Origin of the sequence: Paenarthrobacter sp. C1 (assembly GCF_049315185.1) — a bacterium.
In the GTDB taxonomy this organism is placed as follows: Bacteria; Actinomycetota; Actinomycetes; order Actinomycetales; family Micrococcaceae; genus Arthrobacter; species Arthrobacter nicotinovorans.
On the sequence record NZ_CP186052.1, the window covers coordinates 1,383,551 to 1,402,038 of the forward strand.

Below are 18,488 nucleotides of genomic sequence, written 5' to 3' on the forward strand. Positions count from 1 at the left end.
GGCGCCAGGCCGGCGCCACCCAGGGAGCATCATTCATGCCAAAGGTCAGTCCTGAACTGTTGTCCATCCTGCGCTGCCCCGTGACGGGTTCACCGCTGGTCCAGGAGGGCGAGGAGCTGGTATCAACAGCTGCCGCCGCGGACGGCGAAAAGCTCCGCTACTCGATCGAGGACGGCATTCCGCTGCTCCTGCCGCCGGAACTCCTGGCAGCGGCCAACGCGGCCGGCTCCAGCCAGCATGATGCCAAGGCCTAGCAGCCCCTTTTTCTCAACACCCGCACGGTACCCCTAAGGACTTCCATGACTTTCGACTACAAAGTGGCTGATATTTCCCTCGCCGAGGCAGGCCGCCACCAGATCCGCCTTGCCGAGCACGAGATGCCCGGCCTCATGTCGCTTCGGGCCGAGTTCGGTGCTTCGCAGCCGCTCAGGGGTGCACGGATCGCGGGTTCGCTGCACATGACGGTCCAGACTGCCGTTCTCATCGAGACCCTCACCGCGTTGGGCGCAGAGGTGCGTTGGGCTTCCTGCAACATCTTCTCCACCCAGGACGAAGCCGCGGCTGCCGTCGTTGTGGGCAAGGGCACCCCGGAAGATCCCCAGGGTATTCCGGTTTTCGCCTGGAAGGGCGAAACCCTTGAAGAGTACTGGTGGACTGCCGAGCAGATCCTTACCTGGCCCGGCGCTGAGACCAACCCCGAGCTGGGTCCCAACATGATTCTCGACGACGGCGGAGACGCAACACTGCTGCTGCACAAGGGCGTGGACTTCGAGGCAGCCGGCGCAGTTCCTGCCGCCACCGAGGACGATCCCGAAGAGTACGTCCACATCCTGAACCTCCTCCGGAGGACCCTCGCAGCCGACCCGCAGAAGTGGACCCGCCTGGCAGCACGCATCGAGGGTGTCACCGAGGAAACCACCACCGGTGTCCACCGCCTGTACCAGCTCGCCGAGCAGGGCAAGCTGCTGTTCCCGGCCATCAACGTCAACGACTCCGTCACCAAGAGCAAGTTCGACAACAAGTACGGCATCCGCCACTCGCTCCCGGACGGCATCAACAGGGCCACGGACGTGCTGATGGGCGGCAAGGTCGCCGTCGTCTGCGGTTATGGCGACGTCGGCAAGGGCGCCGCCGAGGCGTTGCGTGGCCAGGGTTCGCGGGTCATCGTTACTGAGATCGACCCCATCTGCGCCCTCCAGGCAGCAATGGACGGCTACCAGGTGGCCAGGCTTGAGACGGTGCTGGCGCAAGGCGACATCTTCATCACGACCACCGGCAACAAGGACGTAATCATGGCCGAGCACATGCTTGGCATGAAGAACAAAGCAATCGTGGGCAACATCGGCCACTTCGACAACGAGATCGACATCGCAGGTCTTGCCAAGGTTGCCGGCGTCAAGAAGGTCGAGATCAAGCCGCAGGTCCACGAGTGGGTCTTCGACTCCGGGACAGCCTCCGAGCGGTCCATCATCGTCCTGTCCGAAGGCCGCCTGCTGAACCTGGGCAACGCCACGGGCCACCCGTCCTTCGTGATGAGCAACTCGTTCGCCAACCAGACGATCGCGCAGATCGAACTCTGGACCAAGAAGGACCAGCCAGCCGGGGAGCGCGAGTACCAGAAGCAGGTTTACGTTCTGCCGAAGATTCTGGACGAGAAGGTGGCGCGCCTGCACCTGGACGCCCTGGGAGTGGAATTGACCGAGCTGAGCAAGGACCAGGCAGACTACCTGGACCTGGACGTCGCGGGTCCGTACAAGCCGGAGCACTACCGCTACTAGCAGCCCTCCGCAAAGAACATTCGATGGCGAAAGGCCGGACACGCGAACAGCGTGGCCGGCCTTTCGGCTAGAATTGGGTGTTCGGTATAGCTTGCCGGGGGACAGGATGACGGGAACCATGACACAGGCCGCCAAACGGAAAACGGGCAAGGTCCTTGCCATCATAGGGATTTGCGCCGCCATTGTGGCAGGCGGAATCGGCGTGGCCACCGTACCCGGATTGCTCCCCGGTTCTACGCAGAACAACGCTGCTGCACCTTCCCCGACTCCCACCATCGAGGCCAAGCCCGTGGAACTGGGCATCACTCCGCTGGATGGGGCTGTTGAATGGAATCCCGTGGTGGGTCCCCAGATCAAGGCGGTCAATGGCAAGGTCAAGGATGTCGTTTTGACCCCTGCCGGTGGCGGGGCGCCCGTGGTGGGCAAGATCAGTCCTGACGGCTCTACCTGGACTACCCAGGAAGTCCTGAAGTTCAAGACGCAGTACAACTACTCCTTCACCGTCGTGGACACCGCCGGCAAGGAAACCAAGAAGACCCAGACCTTCACCACGGTTTCCGCCGCGTACGAGGCAGACGCGTCCATCTACCCCCGCAACGGCACCACGGCAGGCTCAGGCCAGCCCATCGAAATCAACTTCAGCGAACCCGTCGTGGACAAGGTGGCCATGGAGAAGCGGGTGGCCATCACTGTGTCGTCCGGCCAACCTGTGGCATGGCACTGGTACTCCGACAAGAAAGTGCGGATCCGGCCCGAGGCATTCTGGGCTTCCGGCACTACTGTCACAGTGGACATGAAGCTGCTTGGCGTGGATTTCGGCAACAACATGATCGGTAATGGGGACGTTGTCTCCACCTTTACGACGGGTCCGCAGCGGATTGCCGTGGTGGATGACACCACCAAGACCATGAACGTGTACTCCGACGGCCAACTGCTCCACACCGCGCCCGTGTCTCTCGGCGGCGAAGACTGGCTCTCGCCCACCGGTTACGCAGTGATCCTGGAGCAGGAACGCAAATCCAATTTCAACGCCGGCAGCATCGGCCTGAAGCCCGGCGACAAGGGCTACTACGCCCCAATGGTGGTGGACTACGCCAACCGCCTCACGTGGTCCGGAGTCTACGTCCACCAGGCGCTGGAATCAGCGTGGGGAGCCATCGGCCGCGTCAACGTCTCGCACGGCTGTGTCGGCCTGCTGCCGGATGATGCCGCTTGGTTCTTCAACAACATGAAGACCGGCGACGTGGTGCAGATCCTGAACACGGGAGCCCCGGCTGTCGAGCCACTGGAGGGTTTCGGCGACTGGAACATTCCCTGGGCCAGCTACGCCCAATGGTAGACCTGCTGTTAAGATGGCCGCAGTGATTATTTCCTGCGCGCTTTGACCCGGACTTTGCTTTGACCCGGACTTTGCTTTGACCCGGACTTCGCTTTGACCCGGACTATTTGTGCCGACCATGTGTTGGCCTCCACTTTGTGCTGCCCTCTGGTGATCACGGGTGTCCCTCAGGGGAACCCGCTGACGGGTTCCCCGGCTCCTTACCCCGGACCCTCTTCATCATTTGGAGCACCGCATGACCATCACACCAATTCTTCGCCCTGACTGCAGCAACTGCTTTGCGCTGTGCTGCACCGCACTGGGATTTACCCGCTCAGCGGACTTTGCCATCGACAAGCCTGCCGCCTCGGCGTGCCCAAACCTGGCCGGGGACTTTTCCTGTGCCATCCACCAACGGCTGCGCCCCCGCGGTTTCCGCGGCTGCACAGTTTTCGATTGCTTCGGCGCCGGCCAGCTCGTTTCCCAGCACACTTTCGGGGGAAACAACTGGCGGGACAACCCTGCCTCCGCGTCCGCGATGTTCGACGTTTTCAAAAGGGTCAGGCAACTCCACGAGATGCTCTGGTACCTGAACGAGGCCCGGCAACGGACGTTCGACCCCGAGCTCGCCTCTGCAGCCGCCCACCTTGCGGAACAGCTGGCGGCCACCGCCGTGGGTGACGCAGCCACGGTCCTGGGTGCCGACGTCGAAACCTACCACGGGCAGGTGCGGGCCCTCCTGATGGAGGTCAGCGAAGAAGTCCGCGCGTCCTACGGCGCGGAAGACCGGCAAAGTCACGACGGCGGCCTCCAGCCGGGTGCCGACCTGATGGGCGCAGACCTGGGGAACCAGCGCCTCTGTGGAGCAGATCTGCGGGGTTCGTACCTGATAGGGGCCAACCTGGCAGGCAGCGACCTGGCTGCCGTGGATCTTCTGGGGGCGGATCTTCGTGGTGCAGAGCTGGCGGGGGCGGACCTGTCCAGGGCCCTCTACCTGACTCAACCGCAGGTCAATGCTGCCGAAGGCGATGCACGGACGCTCCTGCCCACGGAACTTACCAGACCGGATCACTGGCTCCGGCAGCCCGGAACTAGGGCTCCTGGGTAAACGGCAGCTTGCGCAAGCGGGCACCCACCGTGGCGTTCCGCTGTTCGGCCTGACGCAGGCGCGCCAGCTCCCGGTTGCGTCGTTCCCCGAGGACTGCGCCGATGTAGTCCTCGGGGATCGTGCCGGGCGGCGGTGGCGGTGCGACATAGCGTGCGAGTTCCGTGGCCAGGGACATCGCCATGGCCAGGCGTGAGGCGGGAGCCATCAGGTAAGCCTGCTGTACAAACGTCCCTGCCCGGCGGGCGGTGGCGTCCGGGACCCTGCCGATGTCCGCCATGGCAATCCACCCCTGCAGATAGTGCGGTGCGTTGGGCACGATACGGGGTTTCGAGGGAACGCGCAGGCGGAGCGAATACGTGCCGGCAACGATATCGCCCAGCCGCTTCGATTTCTCGTTGAACAGCGCCACTCCGATGGCCAGTCCGCCGAAGGTCAGGTAGATTTCCAGGAAACCGAGGAGCCCGCGGATAAGGGCGTGCCGGAAACGGATGGAACCGCCGTCGTCACGGACGATCCGCAAACCCGTGGCGAGCTTACCCAGCGACCGGCCGCGGGTGAGGGTTTCCACAGTGACAGGGACGACCACCACAGAGAAAACGACGCTGCTGAGGACCAGAGCCCGGATGGCCGACTCGTCCAGGTCCGAAGAAGCCATCAGGACCAGGATGATCAGGAGTATCGCGAGGACCACCTGCGAGATGACGTCGAGGATCAGGCCCAGCCCCCGGGCCGCAAAAGACGCTGAGCGCAGCTCGAGGACCACTGCCTCGCCTGTGATGATCGAACTCAAGCCAGCCCCCACGCCTTCCGGACAATGCGGCGCCCAGCAGCGCCTGCACAACGAGTCTAGCGGCGTGACAGGCCAAAACGACGCCGATCAGGCGCTCGCGCGGGCCTCAGGCATTAGGGTGGTGCCGTGGACATCGATGCCTTCTCGGCCGTACATGGGGACAAATGGTCGCGGCTTCATTTCCTGGCGCACAAGCGCCGGTTGACGGGAGACGAGGCGGATGAACTGCTGCGCTTGTACCAAACAGTTTCCGGGCACCTGTCCCTGATCCGTTCGGTGGCTCCTGAAACCGGTCTGTCGTCGTCGTTGTCCGCCGCGTTGGCGCAGGCGCGCACCAGGTTTACCGGTGCCCGCTCGAACTTCATGGAAGACCTGGCCCGCTTCTTCGTCATCTCGTTGCCGGCCGCCTTCTACCGGATCAGGTGGCTGACCCTTTGGTGCGGGCTTGCCTTCACGGTTGTCGGTGCCGCCTATGCCTTCTGGATAGGTACCTCCCCGGATGCGCTTCGAGCCGTCTTCGGCAGCGACGAGAGGGTGCGCAGGTACGTCGAGGAAGACTTCATCGATTACTACTCCGAGAATCCGGCGGCTTCCTTCGCCGGCGCCGTGTGGACCAACAACGCCTGGATTTCCGCCCAAGCCGTGGCCTTCGGCATCACAGGATTCTGGGTGCCCTACATTCTTTTCATGAATGCCCAGGGCGTGGGAGTTGCCGCCGGTGTCTTCCTGGCAACGGGCAAGATCGACGTCTTCTTCAGCTACATCCTGCCCCACGGCCTGATGGAACTCACGGCTGTGTTCATTGCATGCGCCGCAGGGCTCAGGATTTTCTGGGCCATGGTGCGGCCCGGCCCCAGGACCCGGATGCAGGCTGTTGCGGATGAAGGGCGGTCATTGATCACCATCGCACTGGGCCTGGTGCTGGTCCTCCTGGTTTCCGGCATCGTTGAAGGATTCGTCACTCCGAGCCAGCTCCCCGTCTGGGCCAAGATCACCATCGGCGCGCTGGTGCTGGCCGGCTATTGGACGTACACGCTGCTTGTTGGCGGCCGGGCTGTCCGTGCGGGGGAGACAGGTGACTTGGACGCCAACGATGGCGGTTACAGAAGCATCGCCGCGTAGACCTTACAGTTGCGTTTCAATCTGCTCCAAGGCGGGGTAGTTCCTCGTGTCGGCGCAAAGCCGGGCGGTAGGCTCGAAGGCAGACAAGAGAGCCGGCAGCACGCAATCGCCGGTGGATGCCTACGGAAGTGAACCCCCGCTGTGAGCGACAAGAGCCCAAAACCACAAGAACCGGACACGGACGTCCACGAGGACCCCAACGAACCGGCCTTCGACTGGATGAAGCCAAAGACGTCCAGTGGTGCCTCATCCGCGGCCTCAACCGCCGCGCCTGCACCGGCGTCTGGAGCGCCTGGAAAAGCGTCAGCTGCGCCCGGAACGGCCCAGCCGGAGAGCCGCGCAGACCGCAAGGCTGCAGAAGCCGCCGACGCCGACACGGAGCCGCCGCTGTTCGCTGACACACTTGCGAATGCCTCTTCCGGCAAGCAGCCGTCGCACTATTCCGAACCGCTGCCGACGTCGGCCCTCCAGGTCCGGCCGCCGGAAGATGAGGTGGCCAGGCGCAATGCTGAACGGGAGCAGGCGGCAAAGGTCAAGCCTGTAGGGCCCCGGGTTTTCCAAGTGCTGTTGGCTGTCTTCTACCCCGTGATCCTCCTGGTTCTGGCAGTCAGGGCGGTCACGAGTCCACTGTTCCTGTGGGTGGAGTACAACCGTCCCGGTTTCCCTGGTGATGGCTATGGCTTCAACACTGACGACCGTATGACCTATGGCTCCTATGCCGTTGACTACCTCAGCAACTGGGCGGGTCCCCGGTACCTGGGAGGCTTGGTCAACCAAGACGGCGCCAAGCTGTTCAAGGACAGCGAAGTGGCGCACATGGCGGACGTCAAGATGGTGATTCTGTCCTCATTCGGCGCGGGAGTCCTGCTCATCATCCTCAGCATTATCGCCATTGTGTACCTGCGAAAGCGCAGCAATGGCGGGATCCGCCGCGGCTTGTTCGCCGGCTCCATTGTCACGCTTGTCATCATCATCGGCCTTGCGGTTCTGGCAGCTTTGAGCTGGCAGCAGTTCTTCACCGAATTCCACCGGATCTTCTTTGCCAATGGCACATGGACGTTCTCCTTGGAGGACACCCTGATCCGGCTCTTCCCGGGGCAGTTCTGGGTTGACGCGGGCATCGTGATCGGTGCTTTGGTGTTCATCGCGGCGACGTTGACGTTCATCTTCACGTGGCCCACGAAGCGGCGCCGCGGCGTTGCCGTTTCCCAGGAGAAGCTCGATGACGAGGATTCTGATGGTGCGGTTGACGGCGCAGCCGAAGACGATGATGCCCTTTCCAAGGAAACGACGAGCTCAAAGCGCTAGCCCTACTGTCCCGGAGGGTGACTTCCGGTCAGAACACCAATGAGCTGTTCAGGGCGGTCCGTGCTGGCGATAACGGCCTTGCCGCTTTTCATCCCGATATGGATCTCGGGACCGCCGACGAGGTAACCGACCATCCCGGGCCCCAGATAGCGGAGCCCGTAACCGCTGGGACCGGCCGCGTTGTCGGTGGTCACCGTTGCGATGTGGTCCCTGGGCAGTGTCCGCTTGAAGACGTCGCAGAAGGCGATCACGACGTTTTGCGGGTCGACCTTGACGGTGACGGTCATGAAAGCGATGAATGAACCAGCTGCGGTGGTGAGTAGCGGTGCGAAGAGCACTTCCGGCGTGTTCTTGAGGACGATCAGCCCGAACAGCACCGGGCTTAGCGTAATCATGGTGAAACCCATGATTCGCGGTACCAAGGTAGACCGGACACGCGAATAGTAGAGCGCGGGTGTTGGTATGCGTGATGGACTTGTCATGAGATCCCTTTTGAACGTTGGTTCGTGAAGGAAACGCTACGGGGGCACCAGGACCACCTAGGCAGAGATTGGCCTGGCTAGGTGGTGATTGGGCAAAATTAGGTGCTGAAAAGGGCAGAACCAGGTGGTGGCCACGAGCTGCTAGGTGGTGGGCCTACTTGGCGTACAGCTTTTCGACAACCGACGCGAAGTCTCCCACCACAGCCGCCCGCTTGAGCTTGAGTGACGGCGTCAGGTGTCCGGACTCGACGCTGAGCTCCGCCGTGATGAAAGCGAACTTCCTGATGGATTCGGCGGCCGAGACGAGCTTGTTGGCCTCATCAACAGCAGACTGCACGGCCGCCTTGACGCGGTCGTCGTGAACTGCTTCTTCGAGGGACAGGGCACCGGTTTTGTTCTCCGAGCACCAATCCGCAAGGCCTTCGGGGTCGAGACTGATCAGGGCTGCCACAAAAGGACGCCCGTCTCCGACCACCACGGCCTGACCCACCAGCGGGTGTTCGCGCAACTTTTCTTCCAGGGGGCCGGGAGCGACGTTCTTGCCGCCGGCCGTCACCAGGAGATCCTTCTTGCGGCCGGTGATGGTCAGGAAGCCGTCGGAGTCGAGCTCGCCCAGGTCCCCTGTGCGGAAGAACCCGTCCACAAAGGCGGCCTCCGTGGCCTCCGGGTTTCCGTGGTAGCCCTTGAACACTCCGATGCCCTTGACCAGCACCTCACCGTCGTCGGCCACGCGGATGGTGGTGCCCGGCAACGGGATGCCCACCGTTCCGATCCGGGACATGGTGGGGGTGTTCACTGTGCAGGGCGCCGTGGTCTCGGTCAGCCCGTAGCCCTCCAGGACGGGAACCCCGGCACCGTGGAAGAAGTGGTTGTCCCGTGGGCTCAGGGGACTGGCGCCGGACACCGTGTAGCCGACATCGCCGCCAAAGACTTCCCGCACCCTGGGATACAGGAGTTTGTCGAAGGTCCTGTGCTTGGTTCTCAGCAGCCAACCCGGACCCGGCCCCTCACCGCGGGAGGCGAGGTCCACCGCCGTCGAATATTCCACCGCTGTTGAAGAAGCCGCCGAGAAGAGGGCGGACTTGCCTGACATTGCGGCCTTGTGGCTGGCCCCGGCGTAGACCTTCTCGAAGATCCGGGGAACCGCAAGCAGGAACGTCGGCTTGAACGAACCCAGGTCCGCCATCAGACCGCTGGCACCGGCGCTGTGCCCCAGGGTGATACCGGCAGTGAGGCAAACAACCTGCACAGCCCTGGCCAGGACATGGGCAAGCGGAAGGAACATGAGGGTCCGCGCGCCGGGCTGCATCAAAAGCTCCGGGAGGAACGGGATAACGTTCCTGGCCACCAGCACAAAGTTGCCGTGGGTGATTTCGCACCCTTTGGGTTTGCCTGTGGTGCCTGAGGTGTAAACGATGGAGGCGATGTCGGCCAGTTTTGCCGTGCTGCGTTGCCGCTCCAGCTCAGCGTCCATGACGCCGATGCCGACGGCGGACACACTGGTCAGGTTGGGTGCGTCACCGTCGTGCTCCATCCGGATGATGGCGACGGGGTCCTCGCCGAGGAGGTCTGACTTTTCCACGACGGAATGGACGAGCGCGGCCTTCGCGGCGTCCTCCGCGAAGATGCGGCGGGCTCCGGAATCAGCCAGGATCCATTCGATCTGGCTGGCAGAGGAGGTCTCGTAGATGGGCACCGTGACGCCGCCCGCCATCCAGATGGCGAAGTCCACCAAGGTCCATTCGAAGCTCGAACGTGACAGCACCGCCACAGGGTCACCTGGGGTGAGGCCGCCTGCGATGAGGCCCTTGGCCAGGGCGGTGACGTCCGCCAGGAACCTGGCAGCTGACACGTTCAGCCACCCGTTGGGGGTGTTGTGCGCGTACAGGACGCCGAACGGATCCTTGGCGCACCGCTCCAGAAGGAGGTCGGTGACGTTGGAGTCCGTGTCGGCTTCGAAGAGGAGCTCCGTGCTTGCTTCCCTCACTGCTTGCCTCCTAGATCCACGATGGCATCCACATTCTCATGCGCCATTCCTGGTAACTGATGACTTCTGCCGTGAGCACCGGATAGAAGAAAGCCGTTGCGAGGACAGCCAGCACCAGGACCACGGCCACGACGTAGAGTCCTGACCGTCGCCGCCACGGCGGATCGCTGCTGCGGCCCAGCACCAATCCCAACACGTACGTCAGGCCAAGCACGAGGAAGGGCTCAAAGGAGACCGCATAGAAGATGAACATGGTGCGTTCGGGGTACATGAACCAGGGCAGGTAGCCGGCAGCAACACCGGCGAGGATGGCACCGGCCCGCCAGTCGCGACGTCCCGCCCACCAGAACAAGAGGATGACCAGGGCAATGGTTCCGCCCCACCAGACCACGGGATTTCCCACGGGCAGGATCGCCGAGGAGCAGGTCTCCACGAGGCAACCCGAGGTTCCCTGTTTGGGGGACTGGTAATAGAACGACGTGGGACGGCCCATGACCAGCCACGTCCACGGGCTGGATTCATAGGGGTGGTCTGAGCTGAGCCCCTGGTGGAATTTGTAGGCTTCGAGGTGGTAGTGGGCCAGGGACCTTACCGGGTCAGGCAGCCAGTCCCAGCCAGGTGCCGGGTTGGTGGCGGCCCATTGCCGGTAGTACGCATCCTTGGACAGGAACCAGCCGGTCCAGCTGGCGATATAGGTGACAACGGCAACCGGAATGATGGTGAAGAACGCCGGGATCCCGTCCTTGATGATGCCTGCGCTGAACCAATTCCGGATCCCGGCAATCCGGCGGGCGTTCAGATCCCAGAGCACAGTCATCACGCCGAAGGCGGCCACGAAGAACAATGCCGACCATTTGGTGCCCACAGCGAGTCCGAGGCAGATACCGGCAACGAGGCGCCACCACCGCATGCCCAGCCAAGGACCTGCCACCAGCTGGCTGGTCAACGGGATGCCGCTTGGTGAAGCAGCCGCCTGCGCGGCGAGCCGGGAAGCCAGACGACGGCGGCCGTCGTCGCGGTCCAACAGCAGGGCACCGAAGGCGGCGAAGATCCAGAACGCGAGGAAGACATCCAGCAGGGCTGTCCGGGAGAGCACCAGGTGGTGTCCGTCAACGGCGAGCAGCAGGCCCGCAACCGCCCCGAGCGTGTGGGAGCGGAAAAGCTTCATGGCGATAAGCGCCACGAGGAATACCGTCAGTGTGCCGGTCAGTGCCGCGCTGAAGCGCCAGCCAAAGGGGTTGTCTCCGCCGAACAGCCACATTCCGAAAGCGATCATCCATTTGCCCACCGGTGGATGGACCACATACTCGGGGGTGTTCAGGAGGACATCGGGATTGCCGGCATTGAAGGAGTCGTTGGCGTTGGAGGGCCAGCTTCGTTCATAGCCGCTCACCAAGTAGGAGTACGCGTCCTTGACGTAGTAGGTTTCGTCAAAAACCAGGCTGTGCGGGGCGTCGAGTCGGAAGAAGCGGAGAATTCCGCCCAGGACGGCCGTGATGGTGGGAATCAGCCAAAACCACAACCGCAGGGACGCAGGGTAGTCGCGCCAGCTCTGGATTCCGCCGATCAGGCGGGTGCGCAGGGCCTCCACGCTGAAAGCCTCTGCGGGCCGCTCTATCCAACGGTGGCGTTCAAGGCCCCGGCCCGGCAGGTATCCGGTGCCGGCCTGCCTCGTGCCGCCGCGCACTGCGTTATGTGCTTTCGCGGCGTCGTCGAGGTGGTCGGCTGGACGTTGGACTGCGGGCTCATCCGTTTCGGCTACGGCGGACGACGCCACAGGAGTGCCGGAAGCGGCGGCAGGAACGGGCGACTGGTTCACCCGCCCATGCTACCTTTCCATGCTTGCCGCAGCGTTGAGGTGAGGCGTTGCAGGCATCGCGGCATTAGGCTTGGCAGGTGGACGAACAGCGCAATACCCCGGACGAGGCCCGCTTCAGCGACGACGAGGACGGGGCGCTTCCTCCGCTAGCCCCGGGTTCCGGTGCGGCACCGGGGGTCGGCAGGATCGTCCTGGCGGCGACTCCCATAGGGAACGTCGGCGATGCGTCCACCCGTTTGGTGGAGCTCCTGGCTACGTCCGACATCGTGGCGGCAGAGGACACCCGCCGCCTGCACCGTCTGGTGACAGCACTGGGCGTAGAGGTTTCCGGACGCGTCATCAGCTACCACGAGCACAATGAAGTAGCCAAGACAGGCGAACTCCTGGACCATGTCCGCGCCGGAAAAACCATCCTGATGGTCAGCGACGCCGGCATGCCGGCAGTCTCGGACCCCGGGTTCCGTTTGGTGGAAGGCGCTGTTGCGGCCGGGTTGACGGTCACTGCGGTCCCTGGTCCTTCGGCCGTTCTGACCGCCCTTGCCCTGTCCGGGCTACCCACGGACCGCTTCTGCTTTGAAGGCTTCCTGCCCCGGAAGTCGGGAGAGCGGAACTCGCGCCTGGCCGACCTCGCTGATGAACGCCGCACCATGGTCTTCTTCGAGGCTCCGCACCGGCTTGAGGTCATGCTGCGCGCGTTGCACGAGCGTTTCGGCGCCGAACGCCGGGTTGCTGTCTGCCGGGAACTCACCAAGACCTACGAGGAAGTCATCCGCGGAACCCTCCGTGAGCTGCTGGAGTGGGCCGAGAACAACGAAGTCCGCGGCGAAATAGCAGTGGTAGTCGGTGGTGCGCCTGAACAGGAGCCCGGCAAACCCGAAGACCACGTTGCGGCAGTCAACGAGCTCATATCGCAGGGGATCCGCCTCAAGGAAGCGGTTGCGGCAGTAGCCGAGGACGCCCGGGTCAGCAAACGGGAGCTGTACTCCGCGGTCCTCGCTGCCCGCTGACATGGCTGTGCACCTGCACAAATTGGCATCCGTACGGCAGTGCGTCAAGGCGTAGACACTGCTTCCGGCCGGGCAGTACCGTGGCAGTAATTCAAGCCACTTCTGGCAAGGAACCCCCAGTGGTGCAAATCTCCAAAGCACCCTAGACGAAGGAGTCGCCATGACTGTCACGGTTGAACGCGAAAGCGAACTGCTGGCTTCCGTTCCCACCGGCCTGCTGATCAACGGTCAGTGGCGTCCGGCCGGATCGGGAAAAACTTTCGATGTTGAGGACCCGGCCACCGGCAAGGTCCTGCTCAGCATCTCCGACGCCGGTGCTGAGGACGGCGCCGCCGCACTCGACGCAGCTGCTGCCGCCCAGGCTGACTGGGCCCGCACGGCCCCGCGCGAACGCGGCGAGATCCTGCGCCGCGCCTTCGAGTTGGTGACTGAGCGCGCCGAGGACTTCGCCCTCCTCATGACCCTGGAAATGGGCAAGCCGTTGGCCGAGGCACGTGGTGAAGTGACCTATGGTGCCGAGTTCCTGCGCTGGTTCTCCGAAGAAGCGGTGCGTGTTTCCGGCCGCTATTCCGCAGCCCCGGACGGCAAGAACCGCCTGCTCGTGCAGAAGAAGCCGGTTGGTCCCTGCCTGCTGATCACCCCGTGGAACTTCCCGCTGGCCATGGCCACTCGCAAGGTTGCCCCCGCCGTCGCTGCCGGTTGCACCATGGTGCTCAAGCCCGCCAACCTGACCCCGCTGACCAGCCTGTTGTTCGCCCAGGTCATGCAGGAAGCAGGCCTCCCGGCCGGTGTCCTGAACGTCATCCAGACCTCCACGGCCGGCGCCGTGACGGGTCCGCTGATCAAGGACGACCGCCTCCGCAAGATCTCCTTCACCGGCTCCACCCCGGTGGGCCAGGCCCTCATCCGTGAAGCTGCGGACAAGGTCCTGCGTACCTCCATGGAACTCGGTGGCAACGCCCCGTTCGTTGTCTTCGAGGACGCGGACCTGGACAAAGCCGTTGAAGGCGCCATCGCCGCGAAGATGCGCAACATGGGCGAGGCATGCACGGCGGCCAACCGCTTCATCGTGCACGAGTCCATCGCGGATTCCTTCGCTGAGAAGTTCGCCGCGAAGATCGGTTCGCTGACCACCGCCCGTGGTACCGAGCCTGAGTCCAAGGTTGGTCCGCTGATTGACGGCAAGGCACGCGACGGCGTCCACGCCCTCGTCACCGAAGCTGTCGAAGGTGGCGCCACGGCGGTTACCGGTGGTGCGCACGTGGATGGTCCCGGCTACTTCTACAAGCCCACGGTGCTGAAGAACGTTGCTGCTGATGCCCGCATCCTGCAGGAAGAGATCTTCGGACCGGTAGCCCCGATCATCACCTTCTCCACGGAAGACGATGCCGTCCGCCTGGCCAACAACACCGAATATGGCTTGGTGGCCTACGTCTTCACCAAGGACCTGAACCGTGGCCTGCGGATCAGCGAACGCCTCGAGACCGGCATGCTTGGCCTCAACGCCGGCGTGATCTCCAATGCCGCCGCACCGTTCGGTGGCGTCAAGCAGTCCGGCCTGGGCCGCGAAGGCGGCTCCGAAGGCATCGAAGAGTACCTCTACACCCAGTACGTAGGTATCGCGGACCCGTACGCCGACTAAACTGCGCAGGGATCCCGTCCACCGCTCTCGCAACAAGACGGTTGACGATTGAAGGGCCCGGCAGCGGAACCACAAGTTCCGCTGCCGGGCCCTTTGACGTTCAGTGACGTAGACCGCCGGCGCTGCGTCAGCGCCGCTGGGGGAGGACCCCGCGCAGGGACCGCCAGCCGCGGACGGCTGCCCAAGCCACAGCCTTGCCCAGCGCAGCCACGGCCCGGAACGGCGCACCGAGTGCCCGGGCCCAGCGCCGCATCATCGACGGCGGGAGCCACTCCGCGCGGAACCGGACCATCCAGCGTGCATTGTTCCGCAACGACTCACGCACGACGGCGATGCGGGGCGCGGCCGCCGGGGCCGCCACCGTAAGGCGGCCGTAGCGTTGCCGTTCAAAGTCCGAGGTGAGGGACGCAACGGCCTGGTGCGCGGCGTCGTCGAGCCCTCCCGACTCGCCCAAAGCGGCGCTGGAACGCAATTTGCTGGAGAAGTGCCGGGGCGTCTCGCTGGAGGTCGAAGGAACCCCGTAGTCGCTGGCAAGATCCTGCAGTTCAGCCCATGCCAGTTCCGGGGCGGGATCCTTGAATCCGGGCGGCAGAATGTCCGAGTCAGCCCTGGGTTTGATGCTCAACCGGCGTCGTCGAAGGGCAATCCTGCTGAGCCTCGGCGAGCACAAGAAAGCAAGCAGCAATAACACCCCTGCCGTCGCGGCTGCGATCGCAGGGAAGGGATTGACGCCGGGGGACCCTGCTGCGGGTGTGCCCACCTCCGGGATAGGGACGGGAGCGGTAGCCACCGGGGCGGGAGTGGTGAGGGTTTCTTTCTCGTCAGTGTTGGTGCTGAGGTTGCCGGCAACGGAGCTTTCCGTTGCATAGTCGGGTACCACGCCGCGCGAGGGTGTGGGCTCGAACGGGACCCAGCCAAGACCTTCAAAGTAGAGTTCAGGCCAAGCGTGGGCGTCCCTGGCGTCCACCTCATATTCAGGGAACGAACCCTGTCCCACCAGGGCAACCGATTCTCCCGTGAGGCGGCCGGGAGCGTAGCCAACCGCGATGCGGCTCGGGATGCCTTCGGCGCGCGCCATGACGGCCATAGCTGACGAGAAGTGGACGCAATAGCCGCTCTTGACCGTGAGGAAATCGGCCAGGACAGAGAGGCCGTTGCCGTCGTAGCCGTTCTGGACGGGTGCTTGCAGTGAATAGGTGAACGCGCCCGACCTCAGGTACTTCTGGATGGCCAACGCCTTGGCGTAATTGTTGTTGCCCGCAGGCGCCGTAACGGAGTCTGCGGTTTGCCGCACGATGTCCGGCAGGTTGCCGGGAACCCGGAGGAAATCATCGGAGATGGAGCGGGGTGGCGCAGTAGCTTGGGCCAGGGCCGCTGCCGTGACTTTGGGTGCGGCCGAGAAAACCACGTAGCGCTGTGCCCGCGTGGTGGTTTCCGTACTCATGATGCTCAGGGTGTCAGGGTCCCAGGTCCATCGACCGTTGAGGCCGTTGACGGAGGCAGGGGCGAACGGCGCGGGGAGGTAGGGGCTGGTGAACTGGCCGGCGCTGACGGAAGTAACGGCATTAACGATTTCACCCTGGACTGCATAGCCCGTTTCGATCCTGTCCGCACCTGCCCGGCGCTGCGCCGTGCGGTCATCCGGCGCCCAGGTTTCGCCATCGAAGTGGTCAATGGTGACCGAGCGCAGGTAAAGCGGTGCGCTGGAGCTGGTTGAGTAAGTGATCCGGCCTGATCCGGTGGGGCTCCGAAGGCTGTTGCCCAAGGTGATCATCGGGTTTAGTCCGTTGGAAGCACCCCAGGGACTCAGCCGCGAACCCTCAGGAAACGTTCCCGTTTCGAATCCCGGAATCGCCAGGGGCACCACCATGGTCAAGGCCAGCGCCAGGCCGCCGGTCACCAACGACCGCCGGAACTGCCCGGCGCCCCGCCCCGCCCCGGACTGCAGGCGGGCATCGGGGGCGAACCAGTGGCTGCACCCGAGAATCAGCAGGTATCCCACGGCGGCACCCAGGAAACCGGCAACGCCCACGCTCTGGGGTTTGATGGTCGCCGGGACCACCATCACCGCCAGGATCCCGATGCCACTGGCAGCAGGCATGGACAAAGGAACCGCCAAAGCGTCAATGAGGATCACCAGGAGCCCCAGGCACGCACACATGACAAATACGATCCCGGCGTTCGGTGCCACCGGCGCGCTCTCCGAGACCACCGTCTCGGCCGCTCGTTTGATCAGGCGCCCGACGGCGGTAAAGGTACTGGTAGTGGGGATGAAGCCGGCCAGGCTGTCCTGGCGGCAGAAAGTGAAGGTGAGCACGGCTGCCAGGGAGACAAAGGATCCAAGCGTGGCCAGCAAGGGCTGGGCGCGGAGGGCTCGAAGGACGGCCAGGGTCAGGGAAACCACCAGGACAGTGGTGATCAGCGGCAGGAACCAGGCCCAGCCCCTGAGGACACCGTTCAGCGACAAAGCGGCGCCCAGGACGGCTACGGAAATCGCAGCGGCCATGACCCATGGGTAGGGTCCCGGACCCGCAGTCCTTGGGCGGGACGGTGGTGTTGGCTGCTTCTGGCCGGGCGTTCCGTTCGCCGGGTTTGAGGCCGGGGAGTTCCGGTGGGAAGTAGTCGTCATCGGGGCACCGCCGCTCCACGCCTGACATCCATGGCAGCCCCTGCGGCGGCGACTATTCCACCTTCATCGAAGGAGGACCAGGCAGACGCCAACTGGGTCTTCGAGGTCACGGCGGCAACCCGCCAGCCCGCCTGGCGCAGGATCTCCAGGGCATCCTCGCTGCTTCGCGAAGAATCGCTGACCACCAGGGCGAAGGCGTTGGCGCCATAGGCGGCCGCAGGGGCCAGCGCCCTGGCTTCCGCGGGTGTCAGCGCACCCAACAACGCCAGAAGCGGTCCCCGCAAACGGTGTGCCGCCAGCTTGTCCATAAGCCTGTCGTCGAAGACTGAATCTGCAGCGTCGGCCGGTGCCTGGCCCGTCCTGACGTCGCGTTGCCCTGGTGCCGGATGTTCGGTGCGTGCAGGCCGGGGCCTCGGGCGACCGGAACCGTTCTCCGGCCGGTGATGCTCCGCCCTGGCGTGCCGGGGACCGCTGAGCTCGATGGCCGCCAACCCTTCCGCGATGGCTTGGAGGCCGCCAACACCGGAGAATTCCTCCGCGTCGGGATCCGGTGCCGAGCGGGAACGGAGGAATGCCGGTGCGCCGAACACATCCAGAATCCGCAGCGAATAGTTCCGCTCCGACAGATGCGCCGCGATCGATACGGCAGCGGTCACCATCCATTCAAAATCCGGGCCAGTCACCAGGTCGGAGTCTTCGTCATGGCCGCCAAAAACGGAACCAGCGCCGGCAGCGAAGGCCGAGAAGCGCTGATCCAGGACAATGGTGGCCTCCGGGGTGGTCACGGATTCCTCCTGGCGGACCATGAGCTGGCCGTGACGTGCCGTGGCAGCCCAATGGACGCGGCGCATGGGGTCGCCGTGCCGGTATTCGCGGGTCATGATGTCGTCGTCGCTGGGGTTGGCGCGGATCCGCGTCGCCGTCACGCCGTCGTTCCCGCGGGCCCCGGCGAGGCCGGTGACCGGAAGCTCGACGGCGGCCGGCGTCACGGTGAGGAGGTCGCCGTCGTCGATTGAGTGCCGCCGCAAGGAAAGGCCGAAGGGATCGCTGAACTCTGCGGTGACCGGACCGATCCGGAACTGTCCGCGCTTACCGGATCGGAGGTGGTACTCGTAGCGGCTTGTGCCTCCCGAAGCGGAGCGGGCGGGGAAACGGAAGGCAGGCGGCTGGCCGAAACGGGGCGGCAATTGTTCCTCCATGATCACATGCCCCGTGGAATAGGACGTCCGCGCTACAGCCAGGCGGACTGTGGTGGTGCTGGATGTTTCCACCGTGGACGGATTGAACTCCCTGTACACCTGGAACTTGGGCTTGAGGACCCGTACTCCGGCAAGGGCAACCAGGGGGAGCAGGAGCAGAAGTACCGAAAGGGTCAGAAGATCGCGCCGGCCCATCACGTAGGCGGCCCCAAGGGAGATTGCGCCCGCGGCCAGCAGACCCCAGCCCCGGGAAGTGAACAGGTGTTTGGGAAGCCGGTCCATGAGTGCCATTGCGGGTA

At 64.2% G+C, this 18,488-nt stretch carries 14 protein-coding genes; 8 read left to right on the top strand and 6 right to left on the bottom strand.

Annotated features, from left to right (window positions below; all coding sequences use genetic code 11):
• The first annotated feature begins 35 nt into the window (after positions 1-35).
• The 4 genes from ACNAOU_RS06720 (at position 36) to ACNAOU_RS06735 (ending at position 4,204) form a co-directional block, all read left to right on the top strand.
• A complete protein-coding gene (locus tag ACNAOU_RS06720; RefSeq protein WP_018777320.1) occupies positions 36-254 on the top strand; it encodes a Trm112 family protein in 219 nt (72 codons plus the stop codon).
• 45 nt (positions 255-299) lie between these two features.
• A complete protein-coding gene (gene ahcY, locus ACNAOU_RS06725; protein ID WP_422758321.1) occupies positions 300-1,778 on the top strand; it encodes an adenosylhomocysteinase in 1,479 nt (492 codons plus the stop codon).
• A gap of 106 nt (positions 1,779-1,884) precedes the next feature.
• A complete protein-coding gene (locus ACNAOU_RS06730; protein WP_422758322.1) occupies positions 1,885-3,117 on the top strand; it encodes an Ig-like domain-containing protein in 1,233 nt (410 codons plus the stop codon).
• A 235-nt stretch (positions 3,118-3,352) separates the two neighbouring features.
• Complete coding sequence (locus ACNAOU_RS06735; RefSeq protein WP_422758323.1) at positions 3,353-4,204, top strand: pentapeptide repeat-containing protein; 852 nt, start codon at positions 3,353-3,355, stop codon at positions 4,202-4,204.
• Here ACNAOU_RS06735 and ACNAOU_RS06740 read toward each other — a convergent pair.
• Positions 4,188-4,994 (bottom strand): RDD family protein, encoded by an 807-nt coding sequence (locus ACNAOU_RS06740; RefSeq protein ID WP_110504572.1) that lies wholly within the window; start codon positions 4,992-4,994, stop codon positions 4,188-4,190. The two genes, ACNAOU_RS06735 and ACNAOU_RS06740, sit on opposite strands and share 17 nt — an antisense overlap.
• A gap of 126 nt (positions 4,995-5,120) precedes the next feature.
• Between ACNAOU_RS06740 and ACNAOU_RS06745 the strand changes: the two genes are divergently transcribed.
• Together ACNAOU_RS06745 and ACNAOU_RS06750 are read left to right on the top strand one after the other, a co-directional pair.
• Positions 5,121-6,116, top strand: a complete 996-nt coding sequence (locus ACNAOU_RS06745; protein WP_018777325.1) for a stage II sporulation protein M — start codon at positions 5,121-5,123, stop codon at positions 6,114-6,116.
• A 141-nt stretch (positions 6,117-6,257) separates the two neighbouring features.
• Complete coding sequence (locus ACNAOU_RS06750; protein ID WP_018777326.1) at positions 6,258-7,424, top strand: TIGR01906 family membrane protein; 1,167 nt, start codon at positions 6,258-6,260, stop codon at positions 7,422-7,424.
• A 2-nt stretch (positions 7,425-7,426) separates the two neighbouring features.
• Here ACNAOU_RS06750 and ACNAOU_RS06755 read toward each other — a convergent pair whose 3' ends face one another.
• The 3 genes from ACNAOU_RS06755 to ACNAOU_RS06765 form a co-directional block, all read right to left on the bottom strand.
• Positions 7,427-7,819 carry a hypothetical protein gene (locus ACNAOU_RS06755; RefSeq protein WP_422758324.1) on the bottom strand — a complete coding sequence of 131 codons (393 nt, stop codon included), beginning with the start codon at positions 7,817-7,819 and terminating at the stop codon, positions 7,427-7,429.
• A gap of 241 nt (positions 7,820-8,060) precedes the next feature.
• Positions 8,061-9,893, bottom strand: a complete 1,833-nt coding sequence (locus tag ACNAOU_RS06760) for an AMP-dependent synthetase/ligase (protein WP_422758325.1) — start codon at positions 9,891-9,893, stop codon at positions 8,061-8,063.
• Between the two features lie 10 nt (positions 9,894-9,903).
• Positions 9,904-11,580, bottom strand: coding sequence for a dolichyl-phosphate-mannose--protein mannosyltransferase (locus ACNAOU_RS06765; protein ID WP_413303296.1), 1,677 nt, complete (start codon positions 11,578-11,580; stop codon positions 9,904-9,906).
• Between the two features lie 209 nt (positions 11,581-11,789).
• Between ACNAOU_RS06765 and rsmI the strand changes: the two genes are divergently transcribed.
• Complete coding sequence (rsmI, locus tag ACNAOU_RS06770; RefSeq protein ID WP_018777330.1) at positions 11,790-12,719, top strand: 16S rRNA (cytidine(1402)-2'-O)-methyltransferase; 930 nt, start codon at positions 11,790-11,792, stop codon at positions 12,717-12,719.
• A gap of 160 nt (positions 12,720-12,879) precedes the next feature.
• Positions 12,880-14,361, top strand: coding sequence for an NAD-dependent succinate-semialdehyde dehydrogenase (locus tag ACNAOU_RS06775; protein WP_018777331.1), 1,482 nt, complete (start codon positions 12,880-12,882; stop codon positions 14,359-14,361).
• A gap of 127 nt (positions 14,362-14,488) precedes the next feature.
• Here ACNAOU_RS06775 and ACNAOU_RS06780 read toward each other — a convergent pair whose 3' ends face one another.
• Positions 14,489-16,990, bottom strand: coding sequence for a transglutaminaseTgpA domain-containing protein (locus ACNAOU_RS06780; protein WP_422758326.1), 2,502 nt, complete (start codon positions 16,988-16,990; stop codon positions 14,489-14,491).
• Positions 16,987-18,480, bottom strand: a complete 1,494-nt coding sequence (locus ACNAOU_RS06785; RefSeq protein ID WP_210077372.1) for a DUF58 domain-containing protein — start codon at positions 18,478-18,480, stop codon at positions 16,987-16,989. The genes ACNAOU_RS06780 and ACNAOU_RS06785 overlap by 4 nt, the downstream gene beginning before the upstream one ends.
• Between the last annotated feature and the right edge of the window lie 8 nt (positions 18,481-18,488).